This window comes from Pseudomonas neuropathica, assembly GCF_051174785.1.
Classification (GTDB): Bacteria; Pseudomonadota; Gammaproteobacteria; order Pseudomonadales; family Pseudomonadaceae; genus Aquipseudomonas; species Aquipseudomonas neuropathica_A.
In genome coordinates this window covers 244,403-263,990 of record NZ_CP195111.1, presented here as the reverse complement: position 1 = coordinate 263,990, position 19,588 = coordinate 244,403, and the positions used below count along the sequence as shown (strand labels likewise).

Sequence of the window (19,588 nt, the reverse complement as noted above, 5' to 3'; positions counted from 1 at the left end):
TTTTTTTGAGGCCAGACGTTAGCGGTTCAACTGTGCGACAGCCGCCGCTGGAGCGGGTTCACCTTTGGCCGGCACATCCGGGTTTTCCATGACCTGAAGAATAGAAGCTTCCGGGTCGAAATCGTCTTCTTCCAGCTCGATGAATTCTTCCGGCAGGAAGATGTTCAGCACGATAGCGCACAAAGCGCCGACGGTGATCGGCGATTCGAAGATGTTACGCAGCGCTTGCGGCAGCTCGCGCAATACTTCCGGCACCGCCGCGATGCCCAGGCCCATGCCCAGCGAAATCGCCACGATCAGCATGTTGCGCCGATGCAGGCCGGCCTCGGCGAGGATCTTGATCCCGGCCACTGCCACAGTGCCGAACATCACCAGTTCGGCGCCGCCGAGTACCGGTTTCGGCATCAGTTGCAGCACCGCGCCGATCATCGGGAAGAGCCCCAGCAGCACCAGCAAACCGGCAATGAAGAAAGCCACATAACGGCTGGCCACGCCAGTCAGCTGAATAACGCCGTTGTTCTGCGCGAAGGTCACCATCGGCATGCTGTTGAACACCGCAGCCATGGCCGAATTGAGGCCGTCGGCGAGCAGGCCGGATTTGATCCGGCGGATGTACAGCGGGCCTTTGACCGGCTGCCGGGAAATCATCGAGTTGGCGGTCAGATCGCCCGCAGCTTCCAGTGGCGAGACAAGGAAAATCACCGCGACCGGCACGAACGCCACCCAGTCGAAGTTGAAACCGTACTTGAACGGCACCGGCACGCTGACCAGCGGCACCTCGGGCATCGAGGCGAAATCCACGGTGCCCATCAGCCACGCGACCACATAGCCCAAAGTCAGGCCGATAACGATCGCGCCCAGGCGCAGAAACGGCACGTCGACGCGGTTCAGCACCACGATGGTGCCGATCACCAACGCGGCGAGGAAGATGTGGCTGGCCGCACCCAGATCAGGCGCGCCGAAACCGCCGGCGATGTCGGTCATCGCCACTTTGATCAGCGACAGGCCCATCAGCGTGATGATCGTACCAGTGACCACCGGGGTGATCAGCATGCGCAGTTTGCCGATGAACTGGCTCAGCACCACTTCGATGAAGGCGGCGAAAAAGCACACGCCGAAGATCGTCGAGAGGATTTCATCGGTGCCGCCACCGCGCGCCTTGACCATGAAGCCGGCACTGAGAATCACGCTGATAAAGGAAAAACTGGTGCCTTGCAGGCACAACAATCCGGAACCCACCGGGCCAAAACGCTTGGCCTGGACGAACGTGCCGAGCCCGGACACGAACAAGGCCATGCTGATCAGGTAGGGGATTTCGCTTTGCAGACCGAGGGCGCCACCCATGATCAGGGTGGGAGTAATGATGCCGACGAAGCTGGCCAACACGTGTTGCAGCGCGGCAAATACGGTGGCAGTCAGGTGCGGGCGGTCGTTCAGGCCGTAAATCAGGTCGTTGTTGCGCGGGGCTTTTTCAGAGGCGGTCATGTTGTTTTGCGCGCCGCGAGGCGGGGCCGGGTCAGAAAATGGAGGCGCAGGATGCCGGAAGAGGGCGGCGAGGGCAACGAGCAATAACTGCCTGAAAGGTCAGGATTTATTGGTTGATATCGGTGAATGCCCGAGATTGCTGCAGTTCCCCCGCACCCGCACCCGATGCCAGGTCAGATAAAACGCGGCGTCAAAACTCGACTCCCCGCACCGGCTGCAGCAAGCCCTTGGCCTGCATCACTCCTGTGGGAGCGAGCTTGCTCGCGAAGGCGTCAGCTCAACCAACAACTTTATTGACTGACTCGCCGCTTTCGCGAGCAGGCTCTCACAGCCTGCTCAGGCCACCGGGATGATTGGCAGGTCCAGCGTTTGCGGGCCGGTAAAGCGCGGCGCGGCACTGGCAATCGTTTCGTGCGGCACGCCGGCCGGCACGACGCTGCTGTCTTCAAGCCGCGCCATGTGGTGTGCACTCAGTTGCACGTCGAGTGCGCCGAGGGTGGCGTCGAGTTGTTCGCGGGTGCGCGAGCCGAGGATCGGAATCAGTGCGGTAGTCGAGCGCCGGGCCTTCTCGCGAAGCCAAGCGATGGCGACATGCGTTGGGCTGGCGTTGATTTCTGCAGCCACGGCCAGCAACGTATCGAGCAGGGCGGTTTCGCGGGCGCTTTTTTCCGCATGCACCAACATGCCGAGTTTGCTGGCGCGGTTGTTGTCATCGCCACCGCGATACTTGCCAGTCAGGAAGCCACCGGCCAGTGGCGACCACAGCGTCGCCGCAAGTCCAAGCGCTTCAGCCATCGGCAGCAATTCGCGCTCGGCGCTGCGTTCGGCGAGGCTGTACTCGACCTGAATCGCTGCAATCGGCGCGAAGCCGCGCACTTCTGCGAGTACGTCGGCGCGGGAAATGCGCCATGCCGGGAAGTTCGACAGGCCGGCATAGTGAATCTTGCCGGCGCGCACCAGGTCATCGAAACCGCGCAGGATTTCTTCCATGGGCGTCACGCCATCGGTCACGTGGGCCCAGAACAGATCGATGTGATCGGTGTTCAGACGCTTGAGGCTTTCCTCAACCGCGCGAACCATGTTTTTACGGCTGTTGCCCGTGTGGGAAATGCCGTCGGCCGGGGTTGTGCCCATGCTGTATTTGGTGGCGATCACCAGCCGGTCACGTTCCGGCGCAATGAACTCGCTGAGCATCGTTTCCGATTGCCCGCCCTGATAGCCATTGGCGGTATCAATGAAATTGCCGCCGGCATCGAGAAACCCATCAAAGATACGTTTGGCTTCATCACGTTCGGCGCCGTGACCCCACCCGGTGCCAAAGTTGCCGGCGCCCAACGCCAGTTCCGATACGCGCAGGCCGGTCTTGCGGCCGAAAACCTTGTAATGCATGGCGACGCTCCAGATAGAAAAGTGGCAGGTAAAAAATTACGAGCAACATATTTCGCTCAATATGATGTTGGTAATATTCAGCGTCAAGTGCCTTGTTGCTCAACGGTCATTCGATCTGCGCGGCGTGACGTTGAACAGGTGGTTGCCGATGCTGATCTTTGTCGTAGTGGCAGTCGTGGCATACTGCCGCGCATGAATTTCGACTCTCCTCTCAGCGCCTGGCAACACGCCGTGCAACACAAGGGTTTCATCCAGGATGAAGCCCAGGAACACGCGGTCTGGGCGCTGCAAAAATGCCATGAAGCGCTGCACGCCGGGGCCCGTTCGGTCACCAGCGTTTATCTGTGGGGGCCGGTCGGGCGCGGCAAGACCTGGCTGATGGATCAGTTCTATCAGAGCCTGGGGGTGACGGCGCGACGCCAACACTTTCATCACTTCATGGGCTGGGTGCATCAGCGCTCGTTCCAGTTGACCGGGATTGCCGATCCGTTGCGCGCACTGGCCAAAGAGCTGGCGGCCGAGGTACGGGTGCTGTGCTTCGATGAACTGTTCGTCAACGACATCGGTGACGCGATCATTCTCGGGCGGTTGTTTCAGGTGATGTTCGACGAAGGCGTGGTGATCGTGTGCACGTCCAATCTGCCGCCGGATGAGCTGTACGCCGATGGCTTCAACCGCGACCGGTTTGTGCCGGCCATTGCCGCGATCAAAGCGCATATGCAGGTGGTGGCGGTGAACGGCGCCGAGGATCATCGACTGCATCCGGGGGCGGGCCTGCAACGCTACTTTGTGGCCACTTCTGCGGTCAGTGCGCTGGATGAAGTGTTTCAGGCACTGACCGCCGGGCAATCGGCCAGCAGCGAACCGGTGACGGTCGGGCACCGCCAGTTGAACGTGGTGCAGGCCAGTGAAACGGTGGTGTGGTGCCGTTACGCCGATCTCTGCGAGCAACCGTTCGCCGCCATGGATTTCATCGCGCTGTGCGACCGCTACACAGCTATTCTGTTGAGCGAGGTGCCGAATCTGAGCGCAGAGAAACGTGAAGGGCGCATCGCGCGCGGCACTGAAGATGGCGCACAACGTGTGGTGGCCGGTGACCGCGAGCTGCCGCAATTGTCGGTTCACGACGATGGCGTGCGGCGTTTCATCGCGCTGGTCGACGAGTGTTACGACCGCAAGGTACCGCTGTACATCGAGGCCCGGGTGCCGATGGACGCGCTGTACACCGAGGGTTATCTGGAATTCCCGTTCCGCCGCACCCTCAGTCGCTTGCAGGAGATGCAGCTGCAGCGCTTTGCCGAAGCTTGAATGAAGAGGGCGCCGATATGAGCCAAACGTTATCTCATCATTTGCTGACCATGGCTTATCAGAATGCCTGGGCCAACCATCGGCTGGCCAAGGCCTGGACGCAGTTGGGAGCGGCGGATCTGGCGGCGCCTCGGGTGAGTTTCTTTCCGAGCATTCGTCTGACCCTCAATCACATCCTCACCTGCGACTGGTTCTACGTCGATGCACTGGAACGCGAGCTGCGCGGGGCCGAGCCGCATCCGGACTGCTATGTGTTTTTCAATGCGGATGAGCCGTTTACCGAGGGCGCGCAGTTGCGTGAAGAGCAGGCTCACGTTGACCGGCGGCTGATTGCCTATTGCGAGCAACTGCGCGATGCCGATCTGCCCCGGATCGTCACTATCGCCCGTGATACGCCGCAGCACGACAGTCGTTTGCGCATGCTTTCGCACCTGTTTGAACACCAGATCCATCACCGGGGCCAGGTGCACGCGATGCTCAGCGATACTGCTGTGAAGCCGCCGCAACTGGATGAATTCTTTTGTGTTGGCGAAAGTGAGCTGCGCGCCGAGGATTTTGCCGAACTGGGCTGGACTGAAGAGTTGATCTGGGGGCACTGACGAAGCACATCAAAAGATCGCAGCCTTCGGCAGCTCCTACACCCGATTACCTGAGCTGCCGAAGGCTCGGGCCGCGATCGGACGATCTTTTGCATTTGCGGGTTGCCCGCTCGATCACCCCCGCGCTAAGGTCAGGCAGCCTTTCAGTGCGCACTTTGCGCGCCGGGGCTTTTGTGCGTTCGGGGATGGAAATGGATTCCGCAGAGATTCTTGTACTTCAGGCCAGCTACAGCAATCCAACGCACGCCGAGGCCATCGGTATCGTGCTCAATCATTACGCCGAAGACCCTATGGGTGGCGGTCATTCGCTTGACCCAGACCTGTTGCGTCGACTGCCCGAAGAACTGGCCCGGCGCTCGCATGCGTTCAGCGTGCTGGCCTTTGTCGGGGGCGAGCCGGCAGGGCTGGTGAATTGCTTTGAAGGGTTTTCCACGTTCGCCTGCAAACCGTTGGTCAATGTTCACGACGTGGCGGTGGTGGGCAAATTTCGCGGCCTCGGGCTGAGCCAGAAGATGCTGCAGAAAGTCGAGGAAATCTCTCGCCAGCGCGGTTGCTGCAAGATCACCCTCGAAGTGCTGGAAGGCAACGCTGTGGCGCAGGGTTCTTACCGCAAGTTCGGCTTCGCGCCGGGCATGTTTGACCCGGATCACGGGCGCATGCAGTTCTGGATCAAGAGTTTGCAGGCCTAGAAGCCCCTCACCCTAACCCTCCCGAAACGTCGGACCGCCCATAGGGAGAGGGGACTGACCGAGGTGTTTGGGCGAGATACGCCGACCTGAAACATCAAGCCGAACTCAGGTTTTGAAAAGCATGAAAATCGGCTCCCTTTCCCCCTCGCCCCTTTGGGGAGAGGGCTGGGGTGAGGGGTTGGATCTTGCTGACCCAATCCAATCTGCGAACTCGCGACAGCATAAGGTCGAACACCCCGCTCAATGCCCATAAAAAAGGCGCCCCAATCAGGGCGCCAAACTGTCTTCTCCCAGGCCAGAGCGGAGCCACGGGAGATCCATCGGTTGCTCGGTCATTCTCAGTCGCGATAGGACTCGGTCACTTGCGCGGTCTGGTCGGCGGGAACGCGAATTTCTTTCGCGTTGGCGTCGCTCTTCTGCTCGCTCTGGGCGTGCTGAACCGGGAAGTTGTCGTAGTAATAACGCATGCGCTCAGCGCCGCCTTCGGCGAAGACGCTGGCAGAACCCAGGGCAAACAGCCCGGCAAGGATTGCGGTAGTGATTTTCATGGTGCCTCCTACTGAACAAGTGGGAGCCGTTCGTCCATGAAGCAGATCTCGGAAGAGAGTCTGGGTGGCATGAATTAACACGGAGTTAACGCCCGTTCAGTGTAGGTTTTGCAAGGTGTTGCGGGGCGATATCAGACAGACGCGGCGCACATCAAGCACAGTTGCGCCGCGCCCGAGGGGCGGGGTCAGAGCTTCCAGTCGAGACTGACAGTGACGCTGCGCGGGTCACCCCAGTACACGCCGTTATAGAAGCCGACGTTGTCGTAATACTTCTTGTCGAACAGGTTGTTGACGTTCAGTGACGCCGACAGATGCCGGTCGAACTCGTAGCGCGACATCAGATTGACCACGGTATAGGCGCTCTGGGCAATTCGCGCTTCTTCGGTGTCGCCGCCAACCGGCCGGCTCGAGGTGCCATACACATCGCTTTGCCAGTTCACCGCGCCACCCACGGTCAGCGCCTGCCATTCACCCGGCAGACGGTAAGCCGTGGAGACACGCAACAGGTTCATCGGCTGATTGGTGTTGGTGCGCTCGCTTTCGCCGTTGACCGAGTGGGTGTAGGTGTAACCGGCGGTCATGTTCCAGCCCTGAAGGATTTCCCCGGACACTTCAGCTTCAAAGCCGTTGACCTTGTTGCCCTTTCCGCCGGATTTGTAAAACTGCTCACGGGTGACAGGGTCTGCCGGTACCGAGTTATCGAGTTCGGCGACGTTATCCTGCTTGCTCCAGAACAGCGCCGTGGACAGGTTCAGGCGTTCCTCGAGCAGGCTGCCCTTGATGCCCACTTCATAGTTTTTGCCGACCACCGGGTCGATGTATTTGCGATTCTTGTCGCGGTTGCCTTGGGGCTTGAAGATGTCGGTGTAACTCACGTACGCCGTGTATTCCGGGGTCAGGTCGTACAGCAGCCCGGCGTAAGGCGTCCAGACGTCGTTCTGTTTCTGGCTGGTGTAATCGACCTCGGTCAGTTGCCGATTGGCGTCGTAACTGTTGCTGGTACTGGACGCTTGCCAACTGCCGTATCGGCTGCCGAGCACGGCGTGCAGATCATCGGTCAGGCTCAAGCGCGTAGCGATGTACCCGGCTTTCTGCCGGGTATCGTCCTTGGAACCGGTGAGGTCAGTAACGGTGTCGCTGAATTTGGCGATGTCGCCCATGTATTTCCAGTCGCGGATGGTCCCGTAGTTCTTCGGGCGCGCACCGGCAATGGTGTACGGTGAATTCGAGCGGCGCACGGCCTCACCGTAGCCGAACATCATTTCGTGCTCACGGCCCAGCAGGGAGTAGGGGCCGGAGACATTGAAGTCATACGCCTGCATTTTCTGCGTGCCGATCATGTGCGAGGTGTAGGCGATCATGCCGCTGCGGTCAGCTGCGGGAAAACCGGCACCACCGTAATAGACCTTGCCGTCGGTATTGCTCTCGCGGTGGGTGTACGCCGCTTTCAGGCGCCAGCCGCCGGCCAGTTGCTGATCGAGGGTGGCAAACGCGGTCTTGTCTTGCAGCGGCCAGGAACTCCACGACGTCGCCATGTTGGTCGAGCGCCCGAGGCCGGCCTTGCTGCCATCGGCATTCCAGTAGGGCACGGTACCCCAGGACGAGCCTTGCACATGCTTGTTCTGATAGTCGTAACCGACCGCCAGCACGGTGGAATCGGTCAGATCCGCCTCAAGCACGCCATAACCGACCTCGCGTTGCAGCGCGTATTTGTCTTTGATCGACTGGTTGTCGCGATACGCCAACACCGTGCGCCCGCGCAAGCGCCCGTCGAACGCCAGCGGCCCGCCGACATCGACGTAGCTGTAGTAATTGTCGTAACTGCCGCCACTGACCCCGGCCAGCGCCTGCCACTGCGCGGTCGGACGCTTGCGCACCATGTTGATGGTCGCCGACGGATCACCCGCACCCGTGGTCAGCCCGGTCGCACCGCGCACCACCTCGATACGGTCGTAAATGATCGTGTCGGAGTCGGACTTCATGCGATCGAAGGTGTTGAGCATCCCGTCAATCTGGAAGTTGTTGATCGCATAACCACGCGACGAATAACTGACCCGATCCGAATCCAGATGCTGCACCACCACACCGGTGGTCTGGCGCATGGCCTCGGACAATGTACCGAGTTTGAAATCATCCATCTGCTGCCGCGTGATCACCGACACCGATTGCGGGGTTTCCTTGATCGACAGATTCAGTCGCGTCGCCGTGCTCATCGCGCCAGTGGTGTAGGACTCGGTATTTTCGGTGGTCGTGCCCAGGCCTTGCGCGCTGACATTGGTCGCTGCCAGCTCCAGCGCCGGATTGCCGGGCTGCGGCGGCTTTTCGGCTTCGGCTTCAGCCAGCAGATCGGCGCTGAACGCAGCACTGCACAGGCCGAGGGTGAGGGTCATGGAACGGGTAATGGGCGCGAACATCGCAGCCGACTCCTTGTCTTCGAGGGAAAAATTCCGTTTGTTCAAAGACGAAGGGTGGGGCCGGGATTTAGTATCAAACGAGAAATATTGTTATTTGAAGATGTGTCGAGAATGAAAAAGGGGCCGGTGTCGGCCCCTTCTGGTGTTACTGCTGCGCGACACCCGCCGGCGCGACGTCGGGTTTTTTCGGCTTCATCAAACTGAAGTCGATCAACGCGCGCTGCTCTGTCTGGTACGGGTCGCCGATCAGCAGTGGCCGCGCCTTGAAGCTGTCGCTGACCACGCTCTTGCTGCGGTCGAGTTCATCGAAACTCAAACCGGCGAGGTCGGCCCAGGTGTGGATCAAGTGCGAGCTGCTGTACGGACGATCGAGATCGCCGGCGAAGTTCCAGTCGTGGTTGGCTTTCCACTTCGGCGATGCCCAGGCCATGAACGGGATGGTGTACATCGGCGCGGTCGGTTTGTTTTCGTTGCGGCCCAGGGTCTTGTGGCCCACCGAGTCGAACACGTCTTCACCGTGGTCGGAGAGGTACAGCAGGAAGCCGTTCGGATCGGATTTGGCGTAATCCTTGATCAGGCTCGACACCACGAAGTCGTTGTACAACACGGCGTTGTCGTAGCTGTTGTAGGTCGGTACCTGGTCGTCACGCACGCCGGGTGGCACGCCGTTGCGGTCCTGAAACTTGTCGAACGTCGGCGGATAGCGGTACTGGTAGCTCATGTGCGTGCCGAGCAAATGCACAACGATCAGCTTGCGCGGTGCCGCGTCAGCCAAAGCCTTGTTGAACGGCTCGATCACGTCACCGTCGTATTGCGCGGCGTTCTGGTTGCGGTTGTTGTTCAGGTACACCTGCTCGTCGGCTTGTTCGGAGAACGTGGTGAGCATGGTGTTGCGCTTGGTCATGGTCTGCTGGTTGGTGATCCAGAAGGTCTTGTAGCCAGCCTGTTTCATCACGCTGACCAGTGACGGTGTCGACAGGTACAGATCCGGATGCTCTTCGTCGGCAAAGGTCAGGACCTGCTGCAGCGCCTCAATGGTGTAGGGACGAGGGGTGACGACGTTGTCGAACACCGCCAGTTGATCCTTGAGCTTGTCCAGTTCCGGCGTGGTGTTGCGCTGATAGCCGTAGAGGCTCATGCGCTGACGGTTGGTCGATTCGCCGATCACCAGCACCAGGGTCTTCGGTTGATCAGCCGTGGCGTCCTTGAGGTTTTTCAGCGGCGCGATCTTGCTCACGTTGTGCAGCATGCCCTGCATGTCGGCGAGGGTTTCCTGGTAACGGTGATAGGCCACGACCATCTGCCATGGCACCGCTGGCTCGATGCGGGTTTCGAATTTCTCGAAGCCTTGGGCGAAGGTGCCCATGCGCATCGTTTGTTTGACCAGCGGATAACCGATCACCGCAATCAGGATTGCCATCGCCGCGACGAATGCGCGGCCACGGGGCATGTACACCGGGCGCAGGCGTGTCCACAGGAAGTAAGCGAACGCGGTGTGAGCAAGGAACGCCGGTACCATCCACCAGGCAAAGTACTGGGTCATGTACTCGCCGGCTTCGGACACGTTCGACTCGAACATGATGAAGATGACGCTCTGCGAGAATTCCTGCTCATAGATGAAGAAGTAGCCAAGGCTGGCCATCGAGCAGGCCCACAGCACCACGCCGATGATGGCGGCGAGCAGTTTGGTGCGCTTGGGGAACAGCAGCATCGGCGCCAGCCAGATCGCGCTCATGACGAACGCCTGACGGAACCCGGTAAAGCCGGAGGTGCCGGTCAGCTGGATCAGCAGTTGGGTGATACCCGAGAAGTACCAGAAGAATACAAACAGCCAGAGAAAACCGGCCCAATCGAAACCTGTCGCAGTCGTTGTGCTGCGTTTGAACAATGCCATTCGGCGCTCCAGCTCACTCGTTACAACCACCGCCGGAACATCCATGAAACCGACGAACGGAGGCCGTACGCGCAGGCACGGCCAGAATGGGGGCGGAGTATTACGAAGAGAATGTGAAAAGTTTGTTAGTTGGCTAAAGCAGCCAAGGCTAAACGTGTCGGGAACAGCGGGTGCCGCTCCCGGGCGAGGCGGGGGATCAGGCGTGGGGATGACGCTGAACGACCGGCAAAGGTTGCGGTTGCGCACCCTGGGTCAAGAGGCGCAGCTGCGCCAGTTCCTGTTTCAATTGGTCGCGTTCGTCTTTCAACTGACGCAATTCATCGCGACGAATCGTCACGTACAGGGTTTGTGGCGGCATTGCTGTGTGTACTGTGCCCATTGCTCACCTCGCAAATGGCGTGCATCAACTGTAGGTCGTCCCGTCTTGCGGTACAGATCTACTATCGGCGCCGATTTTGATTTCTTTTGCCTGTGAATGGAACTTTTTTATTTTTCATGGTCGGTGTGTCTTCTGCATGATTCGGGGCGTTATCAGTCTGGATCGGGCACAATGCCCGGAAACTTCATCGCAACGCTCTGGACTAACCTCCATCAGTCGCGTTGGGCTATAACCCATGACACACATTTATTTGTAGTAAGGAGCATCAGCACATGCAACTCGGGATTATTGGACTGGGCCGCATGGGCGGCAATATTGCGCGACGTCTGATGCTCAACGGTCACACCACCGTTGTTTACGACCGCAATACCGCTTTCATCGATAACCTGGTCGCCGAGGGCTCCACCGGCGTCGCCGACTTGCCGGCACTGGTTGCCGGCCTGGCCAAACCGCGCGCGGTCTGGGTCATGCTGCCGGCCGGCGCACCCACCGAAGACACAATCAATACCCTGAGCACCCTGCTCGAAGCCGGCGATACCATCATCGACGGCGGCAACACCAACTATAAGGATGACATTCGCCGGGCCAAGACTCTGGCCGAAAAAGGCCTGCACTACATCGACGTCGGTACTTCCGGCGGCGTCTGGGGCCTGGAGCGCGGCTATTGCATGATGATCGGCGGTGATGCCGAAACCGTGCAGCGCCTCGACCCGCTGTTCGCCGCACTGGCGCCGGGCATGGGTGACATTCCGCGCACCAAGGATCGCAAGTCCGATGACCACCGCGCCGAACACGGCTACATTCACGCCGGTCCCGCCGGTGCCGGGCACTTCGTGAAGATGATTCACAACGGCATCGAGTACGGCATGATGGCCGCGTTCGCCGAGGGTTTCGACATCCTCAAGACCAAGTCCAGCGAGCGCCTGCCGGAAGATCAGCGTTTTGATCTGAACGTCGCCGACATCGCCGAAGTGTGGCGCCGTGGCAGCGTAGTGTCGTCGTGGTTGCTCGACCTGACCGCTGACGCGTTGGCCAGCGATCCGAAACTCGATGGCTTCTCCGGCTCGGTTGCCGACAGCGGCGAAGGTCAATGGACCATCGAGGCGGCCATGGAACAAGCGGTGCCGGTACCGGTGCTGTCGAACTCGCTGTTCTCGCGCTACCGCTCGCGCGGCCAGGGCACCTTTGGCGACAAGATTCTTTCGGCCCAGCGCTTCGGCTTCGGCGGCCACGTGGAGACACCGAAGAAATGACCCATACGATCCGCAGGAAATTCAAGGCAGAACCCGCTCCACCGACCACGCTGTTTCTGTTCGGTGCCCACGGCGACCTGGTCAAGCGCTTGCTGATGCCGGCGCTGTACAACCTCAGTCGCGACGGCTTGCTTGACGAAAATCTGCGGATCGTTGGCGTTGACCACAACGCCATTACCGATGAAGCCTTCGCGCAGAAGCTCGAAGACTTCATCCGTACCGAAGTGGCGGCGAAAGTCGGCAAGGGCGATCAGATGCTGGATCCGGCCTTGTGGGCCAAGCTCGCCAAAGGTATCAGCTACGTCCAGGGCGACTTTCTGGACGACAGCACCTATTCAGCCCTGGCGGCGAAAATAGCCGACAGTGGCACCGGCAATGCGGTGTTCTACCTGGCCACCGCGCCGCGTTTCTTCAGTGAAGTGGTGCGCCGACTGGGCAGCGCCGGTTTGCTTGAAGAAACCCCCGAAGCCTTCAGAAGGGTGGTGATCGAAAAGCCGTTCGGCTCCGATCTGCAAACCGCCGAAGCGTTGAACGCTTGTCTGCTCAAGGTGATGTCCGAGAAGCAGATCTATCGGATCGACCATTACCTGGGCAAGGAAACCGTGCAGAACATTCTGGTCAGCCGTTTCTCCAACAGCCTCTTCGAAGCGTTCTGGAACAATCACTACATCGACCACGTGCAGATTACCGCCGCCGAAACCGTCGGCGTCGAAACCCGTGGCAGTTTTTACGAACACACCGGCGCATTGCGCGATATGGTGCCCAATCACCTGTTCCAGTTGCTCGCCATGGTTGCCATGGAGCCGCCGGCGGCGTTCGGTGCCGACGCGGTTCGTGGCGAGAAGGCCAAGGTTGTTGGCGCGATTCGTCCGTGGACGACTGAAGAGGCGCGGGCCAACTCGGTTCGCGGCCAGTACAGCGCCGGCGAAGTCGATGGCAAGTCGCTGAACGGTTATCGTCAAGAGCCTAACGTTTCGCCTGACAGCAGCACCGAAACCTACGTCGCGCTGAAAGTGATGATCGACAACTGGCGTTGGGTCGGCGTGCCGTTCTACCTGCGCACCGGCAAGCGCATGAGCGTGCGCGACACCGAGATCGTGATCTGCTTCAAACCGGCGCCGTACGCGCAATTCCGTGACACCGAAGTCGATGAGTTGCAACCGACGTACCTGCGCATCCAGATCCAGCCCAACGAGGGCATGTGGTTCGACCTGCTGGCCAAACGGCCGGGGCCGGCGCTGAACATGGCCAACATCGAACTGGGTTTTGCCTACAAAGACTTTTTCGAGATGCAGCCGTCGACCGGGTACGAAACGCTGATCTACGACTGCCTGACCGGCGATCAGACGCTGTTCCAGCGTGCCGACAACATCGAGAACGGTTGGCGTGCGGTGCAACCGTTCCTCGACGCCTGGCAGCAGGACGCGAGCGTGCAGACCTATGCTGCCGGTGAAGATGGCCCGCAAGCCGCCGAAGATTTGCTCACTCGCGATGGTCGCGTCTGGCATGGCCTGGGATGAGTGATTTGCCGAAACAACCTGTCCGTTTTCTGCTCAGCGACATGGATGGTACGCTCCTGCTACCCGATCACACCCTGAGCCAGCGCACCATTGATGCGGTGCGTTCGCTGCGTGAGGCCGGCGTGTTGTTCAGCCTCGCCACCGGGCGGCCGCCGAAAGCCATGCTGCAGCAGATTGAAGCCCTGGGCGTTGATTTGCCGACAGCGGCGTTTAACGGTGGAACCATCGTCAATCCGGATGGCAGTTTGTTGGTCGCGCATTATCTGCCGGCCACCACCGCGCTGATTGCGCTGGCAACGTTCGCCGATCAACCGGATGTGGAAATCTGGGTGTTCAGCGGCGGCGACTGGCTGCTCAAGGATCCGCACGGGCCGATGGTGCCGCGCGAGCAGCATGGTCTGGGTTATCCGCCAGTCGTGGTGGAGAGTTTCGAGCCGTATCTGGAGCGCATCGACAAGATCGTCGCGACCAGTAACAACACTGAGCTGTTGATCGAACTGGAAGCGCGACTGTTGCCGAAGGTCAATGGCATGGCGCAAGTGTCACGCTCGCAACCGGTGTATCTCGACGTCACGGCGCTGGAGGCCAACAAAGGCACCGCGCTGGCGACTCTGGCCGAACATCTCGGTATCCCACTGCAGCAGACAGCGGCGATTGGCGATGGCGGCAACGACCCGGCGATGTTCCATTGCGCAGGCCTGTCGATTGCCATGGGGCAGGCGGAGGAGGCGGTGAAGCGTCAGGCTGACGTGGTCACCGCGCCGAACACCGAAGATGGCGTGGCGCAAGCGATCGAGAAATACATCCTCCCTCGCTGAACCAACGCAAAAAAATGTGGGAGCGAGCTTGCTCGCGAAAGCGGTGTGTCATTCAACGAATCTGTTGTCTGACACTGCCTCTTCGCGAGCAAGCTCGCTCCCACAGTTTTGTTCAGTGTTGGTCAGAGCCAGTAGCTCACGGCATACCAGCCCAACAGGCCCATCACGACGGTGTACGGCAACGCCATCCACACCATCCGCCCATACGACAAACGCACCAGCGGCGCGATCGCCGAGGTCAGCAGAAACAGGAACGCAGCCTGACCATTCGGCGTCGCTACACTTGGCAGGTTGGTGCCGGTGTTGATCGCAATCGCCAGTGTCTCGAAATGCTCGCGGCTCATGTGCCCGGCAAGGAACGCCTGTTTCACTTCGGTGATGTAGATCGTGGCGACAAACACGTTGTCACTGATCGCCGACAATAGGCCGTTGGCAATAAACAGCATGCCCGGTTGTTGCTCGACCGGCAGCGCCAGCACCCACTGGATCAACGGCGCGAACAGCTGTTGATCGTGAATCACCGCAACCACGGCAAAAAACACCACCAGCAACGCCGTGAATGGCATGGCGTCCTTGAACGCACTGCCCAAACGATGCTCGTCGGTGATCCCGGTAAACGCGGTGATCAACACAATCACCATCAAGCCGATCAGGCCGACTTCAGCGATGTGAAAGGCCAGGCAACCGATCAGAATCAATGCCGCCGCGCCTTGCACCAGCAGCGCAGCGCGTTGGCGAGCAGTACGTTCGGCGTTGTCTTCGGCGGCGTAGTTGGCCAGCACGGCGCGAACATTGTCCGGCAGCAGCGTGCCATAGCCGAACCAGCGCAGTTTCTCCAGCAGCATGCAGGTCACAAGACCGGCCGCCAGCACCGGCAGGGAAACCGGCGCGACTTTCTGGAAGAACTCGCCGAAGTGCCAGCCCATTTCGTGGCCGATCAACAGGTTCTGCGGCTCACCGACCAATGTGCAGACACCGCCCAATGCCGTGCCGACGGCGCCGTGCATCAACAGGCTGCGCAGGAAGGCGCGAAATTGTTCCAAGTCTTCGTGATGCAGTTTTGGCAGGTTCTGGTCGTCAGCGAACTCACTGTCCTGACGCGGATCGTTGCCGGACGCGACACGGTGATAGACAGAATAAAAGCCGACCGCCGCGCTGATGATTACCGCCGTCACCGTCAGGGCATCAAGAAACGCCGAGAGAAATGCCGAGAGAAAACAGAACATCAACGCCAGCGCCGCTTTTGAACGCACGCCCAATAGCAGGCGCGAGAACAGAAACAGCAGCAGGTCTTTCATGAAGTAGATGCCGGCCACCATGAACATCAGCAGCAGGATCACCGGGAAGTTGTGCACCAACTCATCGTAAAGTGCCTGCGGTGTGGTCATCTTCAATAGCAGCGCTTCGATCAACAACAAACCGCCGGGCATCAACGGATAGCACTTGAGCGCCATCGCCAGGGTGAAGATGAATTCGATCACCAGTAACCAGCCCGCCGCGACCGGGCCAACCGTGAACAGCACCAGCGCATTGAGGATCAGAAAACCGACGATGGTCGCCTTGTACCAGCGTGGCGATTGCCCAAGAAAATTGTGCGCGAACGCCTGGGCCATTGAACCGGACATCGGTTGCTCCTTGTTTTATTGAAGCGCGCAAGTTGCCGGATGCGTTGCGGAAGATCAAGTACGGTCCGTGTTTTTCAATGGTTCAGGTAACGCGCCACCATTGCACGATAGTTGCCATCCAATGAATAACCGCCAACGAGAATGGCGTCATCTGCTTGCACAGCCAGCGAATTGGCCGTGTCAAGGCTGCGCCCCAGACGTGTGCGCAACCAGCCTTTGCCATCGCCAAAACTGTGGTCCAGACCGCCCTCACTTAGGTAACGGGCGACGATAAAATCCGCCTCGATTCCGCCAATGGTTGCGCCGACCGCGATGATGCGGCCGTCCGCCATACGTTGCGCGGCGCTCCATTGGCAGCCGCTGGGGCCGATTTCCAGCAGTTGGGGCTGCCCGCCATGGTTGTGCAGATCCGGGCGACCGTTGGTGTGCACGCTGTAGACCATGCAACGGATCGGGTCGCGACTGCTGCCGAAACAGTGCAGCGCATCTGAAGATTCTATAACCCGACTGACTTGGGCGCTTTGGCCGTGTGCCTTGAACGCCATGAAGCCATCCACGGCAAAACGCTCATCGAGGCGGCCGTTGGGCAGGTAGCGCGCGAGCAACCCCTCCTGCGGAAAGTCGATTGAACCTGCCACCACAATCCGCCCATCTTTCTGCACCAGCACACTGCTGAGCCAGGTGTTGAGCAACAAGTGGCGGATCATCACAAAGCCGCGGCCGTTGAAGGTTTCGTCCAGACTGCCATCGGGCTTGAGGCGAATCAGCATGCCGGCATGGTCGGCGAGTTCGAAGTGGTGGTTGGCGATCAGCAGAATATGGCCGTCGTCCTGCACGACAAAGTCGCAGGCTTCGGCACCGGGTACGCCCGGTGGCAGCCATGAGTCACGGCTGCCCATGGACAGATCACCGGGCAGGCGCACCACCTGACGTCCATCGTCACCGAAGCTCGGATCCGGCTTGCCCTGTGCATCGTACAAGGCCAGCGCCGGCAGGGTGCGATGAGCGTTTTCATAATGCAGACCGGCGAGCAGGATGCGCCCATCGGGTAGCACCTGAACTTTGCCGGCGGTGGCTTCGAAGCCTGGAGCAAAGGTATCGATCACGCTGCCCTGATCACCGAAAGTCAGATCGGCCGAGCCATCGCCGAGCATCCGCGCCAGTCCGAAACGGCTGCCGGCGCTGATGCCGACTTTTGCTGCAACGAGAATCCGCCCCTGCGCATCAAGCGCGATATCTTCCGTCAGGCTGGACACGCTGCCAGCGAAATACACTTGGGCGACGCCGGTGGCGGCAAACGTTCTGTCGAGTTGACCGGCCCGATTCGACAACGTCGTCGGTAATGCCGGCAGCGCAAAAGTGTTCAGGGTGGACATGCACGCGTCTCCTTGCGAGTTGACCTTTACCGGAAACCGGAGGGGTAACTGCATGAGCGAAACATTCAATCCCTGAACCGGGAGAAGTACAACTGGAAGAACTAACAGATGGAGGGTCGCACTGTGCCAGAACAGTGTCTTTTTGAACCAATAGCAAGCCGGCCAAGCAGTTACGCACGACTAAGTTGCAAATAGTTGTACAAAAGTACGGAGTGTTAAAAAGATAACAACTAACAGAGGAGGGCGGATGACCTGAGCGTCATCCGCATCGTCCGGCTGTTAGTGCGGCATCGACCAGGATTGCAGGATGTAACCTTCTTCACTGAGTTCTGCGCGAGCCTGCTGCAGCAATTGCTCGAGTTGCGCCGGATCGGAGTAGGCGCTGCTTGGAATCTTTTGGCGACCAATGTGCGAATTGGTCCGATCGATCACGGTCAGGCTCAGTTCGCCATTGCCGTCTTGTGGTGCCCAGGCCACGCACTGGAAAGGTTTGAACGCGTGGTTGGCAATCAAAAGAGCTTCGTTGATACGGAGCGGGGCGGTCATGGGTTTTTCTCTCTGTCGTGCCCAATCAAGTGATGTGCCGTCGGTTGGGCTTACCGTTCGGCTGGTACTTGTACTGATGCACCGAACCCGCAGGCAGGTCACACAGGAAACAAAGAAATTTCAACTTTCTTTCATGGCGTTGCTTTACAGACAGCTTTTTGAAAGCTCCTTGAAAGGTTAGGGGCCGGAATTAGTCGATAGCTTACTAACAACTTCTGTTCTTATAACGAGTTTGCTTGTACGCCTATAAGCAATCGATACAAGGCCCTGTCAAAATCTTGCTAATGTTACAGTCGGGTCTGCCAAATGACTGTTTTTACAATCATTTCTAATAATTTGGCGCCAAGGAACAGTCATGAGCGAAGCGCCTGCGTTACGACGTTTATTGGTGGTCGATCCCTGCGACGACTGCCACCGCTTATTGCCCGGATTACGCGCCGTAGGTTGGGATGTTGATAGCTGTACCCTGGAAAATGCCGCCGATCGAAGTTGTGACGTCGGCTTGCTGCGATTACAACCGTTTCACCTCGAACGCCCCGAAGCCGTCAAGGAACTGATCAGCCGCAGCGGCACTGAATGGATCGCCGTACTCAACCAGGAAGTCCTGCGTCTGCAGAACGTTGGTGACTTCGTCTGTGAATGGTTTTTCGATTTCCACACTCTACCGTTCGACGTGTCGCGGGTGCAGGTCACCCTCGGCCGGGCATTCGGCATGGCGCGTTTGCGCGGGCAGGGCACGATACACGTCGATCAGCCGGAACATGAACTGCTCGGCGACAGCAAACCGATCCGTGAACTGCGCAAGTTACTCAGTAAACTGGCACCCACCGAATCGCCGGTGTTAATCCGCGGCGAAAGTGGTACCGGCAAAGAACTGGTTGCGCGCACGCTGCATCGGCAATCCCAGCGTCACAGCAAACCGTTTGTGGCGATCAATTGTGGGGCGATCCCCGAACATTTGATTCAATCCGAGTTGTTTGGCCACGAAAAGGGTGCATTCACCGGTGCGCATCAGCGCAAGGTCGGGCGCATTGAAGCGGCCAATGGCGGCACGCTGTTTCTCGATGAGATCGGGGATCTGCCGCTGGAGCTGCAAGCCAATCTGTTGCGCTTCCTGCAGGAAAAACACATTGAGCGCGTCGGCGGCAGTCAACCGATCCCGGTGGATGTGCGTGTGCTGGCGGCGACCCACGTCGACCTTGAGGCTGCCATCGAGAAGAAGCGTTTTCGCGAAGATCTGTATTACCGGCTCAACGTGCTGCAAGTGGTCACTGCACCTTTGCGTGAACGTCATGGCGACCTGTCAATGCTGGCCAACCACTTTTCCCACTTCTACAGCCATGAAACCGGCCGCCGCCCACGCAGCTTCAGCGAAGACGCGCTGATTGCCATGGGCAAGCATGACTGGCCGGGCAATGTCCGGGAACTGGCCAACCGTGTACGGCGCGGGCTGGTGCTGGCCGAGGGCCGGCAGATCGAGGCCCGTGATCTCGGGCTGATCAGCCAGCACTCGATCGCCACGCCCATGGGCACACTGGAAGACTACAAGACCCGCGCCGAACGCCAGGCGCTGTGCGATGTGTTGAACCGGCACAGCGATAATCTCAGTGTTGCGGCCAAAGTCCTTGGCGTGTCCCGGCCGACGTTTTACCGTTTGCTGCACAAGCACCAGATCCGCTAGGGCGGAAAACGGCAAAGGCCCGTTGCGAGACGATCGCAACGGGCCTTTGCCGTTTTCCGAACGG

General features: G+C 59.4%; 16 protein-coding genes. 7 read left to right on the top strand and 9 right to left on the bottom strand.

The window, feature by feature from the left end; translation table 11 throughout:
- Positions 1-18: 18 nt before the first annotated feature.
- Together ACRRSD_RS01210 and ACRRSD_RS01205 are read right to left on the bottom strand one after the other, a co-directional pair.
- Positions 19-1,485 (bottom strand): nucleobase:cation symporter-2 family protein, encoded by a 1,467-nt coding sequence (locus ACRRSD_RS01210; RefSeq protein ID WP_122609503.1) that lies wholly within the window; start codon positions 1,483-1,485, stop codon positions 19-21.
- A gap of 336 nt (positions 1,486-1,821) precedes the next feature.
- Positions 1,822-2,874: an aldo/keto reductase gene (locus tag ACRRSD_RS01205; protein WP_435036765.1), complete on the bottom strand. Its 1,053-nt coding sequence runs from the start codon at positions 2,872-2,874 to the stop codon at positions 1,822-1,824.
- Between the two features lie 192 nt (positions 2,875-3,066).
- On the opposite strand from ACRRSD_RS01205, the gene zapE reads away from it, so the two are divergent.
- The 3 genes from zapE to ACRRSD_RS01190 all read left to right on the top strand — a co-directional run bounded on the left by zapE (position 3,067) and on the right by ACRRSD_RS01190 (position 5,470).
- Entirely contained in the window at positions 3,067-4,182 is a 1,116-nt protein-coding gene (zapE, locus tag ACRRSD_RS01200; RefSeq protein ID WP_435036764.1) for a cell division protein ZapE, read from the top strand.
- A gap of 17 nt (positions 4,183-4,199) precedes the next feature.
- A complete protein-coding gene (locus ACRRSD_RS01195; protein WP_435036763.1) occupies positions 4,200-4,781 on the top strand; it encodes a DinB family protein in 582 nt (193 codons plus the stop codon).
- A gap of 191 nt (positions 4,782-4,972) precedes the next feature.
- Positions 4,973-5,470 carry a GNAT family N-acetyltransferase gene (locus ACRRSD_RS01190; RefSeq protein ID WP_435038563.1) on the top strand — a complete coding sequence of 166 codons (498 nt, stop codon included), beginning with the start codon at positions 4,973-4,975 and terminating at the stop codon, positions 5,468-5,470.
- Between the two features lie 338 nt (positions 5,471-5,808).
- Here ACRRSD_RS01190 and ACRRSD_RS01185 read toward each other — a convergent pair whose 3' ends face one another.
- From ACRRSD_RS01185 to ACRRSD_RS01170, 4 genes are all read right to left on the bottom strand, one after another.
- Positions 5,809-6,018 carry a hypothetical protein gene (locus ACRRSD_RS01185; protein ID WP_016983771.1) on the bottom strand — a complete coding sequence of 70 codons (210 nt, stop codon included), beginning with the start codon at positions 6,016-6,018 and terminating at the stop codon, positions 5,809-5,811.
- Between the two features lie 185 nt (positions 6,019-6,203).
- Positions 6,204-8,432, bottom strand: coding sequence for a TonB-dependent siderophore receptor (locus ACRRSD_RS01180; RefSeq protein ID WP_435036762.1), 2,229 nt, complete (start codon positions 8,430-8,432; stop codon positions 6,204-6,206).
- Between the two features lie 145 nt (positions 8,433-8,577).
- Entirely contained in the window at positions 8,578-10,326 is a 1,749-nt protein-coding gene (locus ACRRSD_RS01175) for a phosphoethanolamine transferase CptA (RefSeq protein ID WP_435036761.1), read from the bottom strand.
- 196 nt (positions 10,327-10,522) lie between these two features.
- Positions 10,523-10,705, bottom strand: coding sequence for a DUF6026 family protein (locus ACRRSD_RS01170; RefSeq protein ID WP_016983768.1), 183 nt, complete (start codon positions 10,703-10,705; stop codon positions 10,523-10,525).
- A gap of 272 nt (positions 10,706-10,977) precedes the next feature.
- On the opposite strand from ACRRSD_RS01170, the gene gnd reads away from it, so the two are divergent.
- Genes gnd through ACRRSD_RS01155 form a run of 3 tightly spaced genes read left to right on the top strand, consistent with a single transcriptional unit; the run spans position 10,978 to position 14,296 of the window.
- Positions 10,978-11,958, top strand: coding sequence for a phosphogluconate dehydrogenase (NAD(+)-dependent, decarboxylating) (gnd, locus tag ACRRSD_RS01165; protein WP_007914838.1), 981 nt, complete (start codon positions 10,978-10,980; stop codon positions 11,956-11,958).
- Complete coding sequence (gene zwf, locus ACRRSD_RS01160; protein ID WP_435036760.1) at positions 11,955-13,478, top strand: glucose-6-phosphate dehydrogenase; 1,524 nt, start codon at positions 11,955-11,957, stop codon at positions 13,476-13,478. The genes gnd and zwf overlap by 4 nt, the downstream gene beginning before the upstream one ends.
- Positions 13,475-14,296, top strand: coding sequence for an HAD family hydrolase (locus ACRRSD_RS01155; RefSeq protein ID WP_435036759.1), 822 nt, complete (start codon positions 13,475-13,477; stop codon positions 14,294-14,296). Before zwf ends, ACRRSD_RS01155 begins: the two co-directional genes overlap by 4 nt.
- A gap of 122 nt (positions 14,297-14,418) precedes the next feature.
- Here ACRRSD_RS01155 and nhaB read toward each other — a convergent pair whose 3' ends face one another.
- The 3 genes from nhaB to ACRRSD_RS01140 all read right to left on the bottom strand — a co-directional run bounded on the left by nhaB (position 14,419) and on the right by ACRRSD_RS01140 (position 17,843).
- Positions 14,419-15,921 carry a sodium/proton antiporter NhaB gene (gene nhaB, locus ACRRSD_RS01150; RefSeq protein ID WP_435036758.1) on the bottom strand — a complete coding sequence of 501 codons (1,503 nt, stop codon included), beginning with the start codon at positions 15,919-15,921 and terminating at the stop codon, positions 14,419-14,421.
- 74 nt (positions 15,922-15,995) lie between these two features.
- Positions 15,996-17,297: a hypothetical protein gene (locus tag ACRRSD_RS01145; RefSeq protein ID WP_435036757.1), complete on the bottom strand. Its 1,302-nt coding sequence runs from the start codon at positions 17,295-17,297 to the stop codon at positions 15,996-15,998.
- Positions 17,298-17,576: 279 nt separating this feature from the next.
- Positions 17,577-17,843: a hypothetical protein gene (locus ACRRSD_RS01140; protein ID WP_435036756.1), complete on the bottom strand. Its 267-nt coding sequence runs from the start codon at positions 17,841-17,843 to the stop codon at positions 17,577-17,579.
- Positions 17,844-18,198: 355 nt separating this feature from the next.
- On the opposite strand from ACRRSD_RS01140, the gene ACRRSD_RS01135 reads away from it, so the two are divergent.
- Entirely contained in the window at positions 18,199-19,524 is a 1,326-nt protein-coding gene (locus ACRRSD_RS01135) for a sigma-54 dependent transcriptional regulator (RefSeq protein WP_016983762.1), read from the top strand.
- The last annotated feature ends 64 nt before the right edge of the window (positions 19,525-19,588 follow it).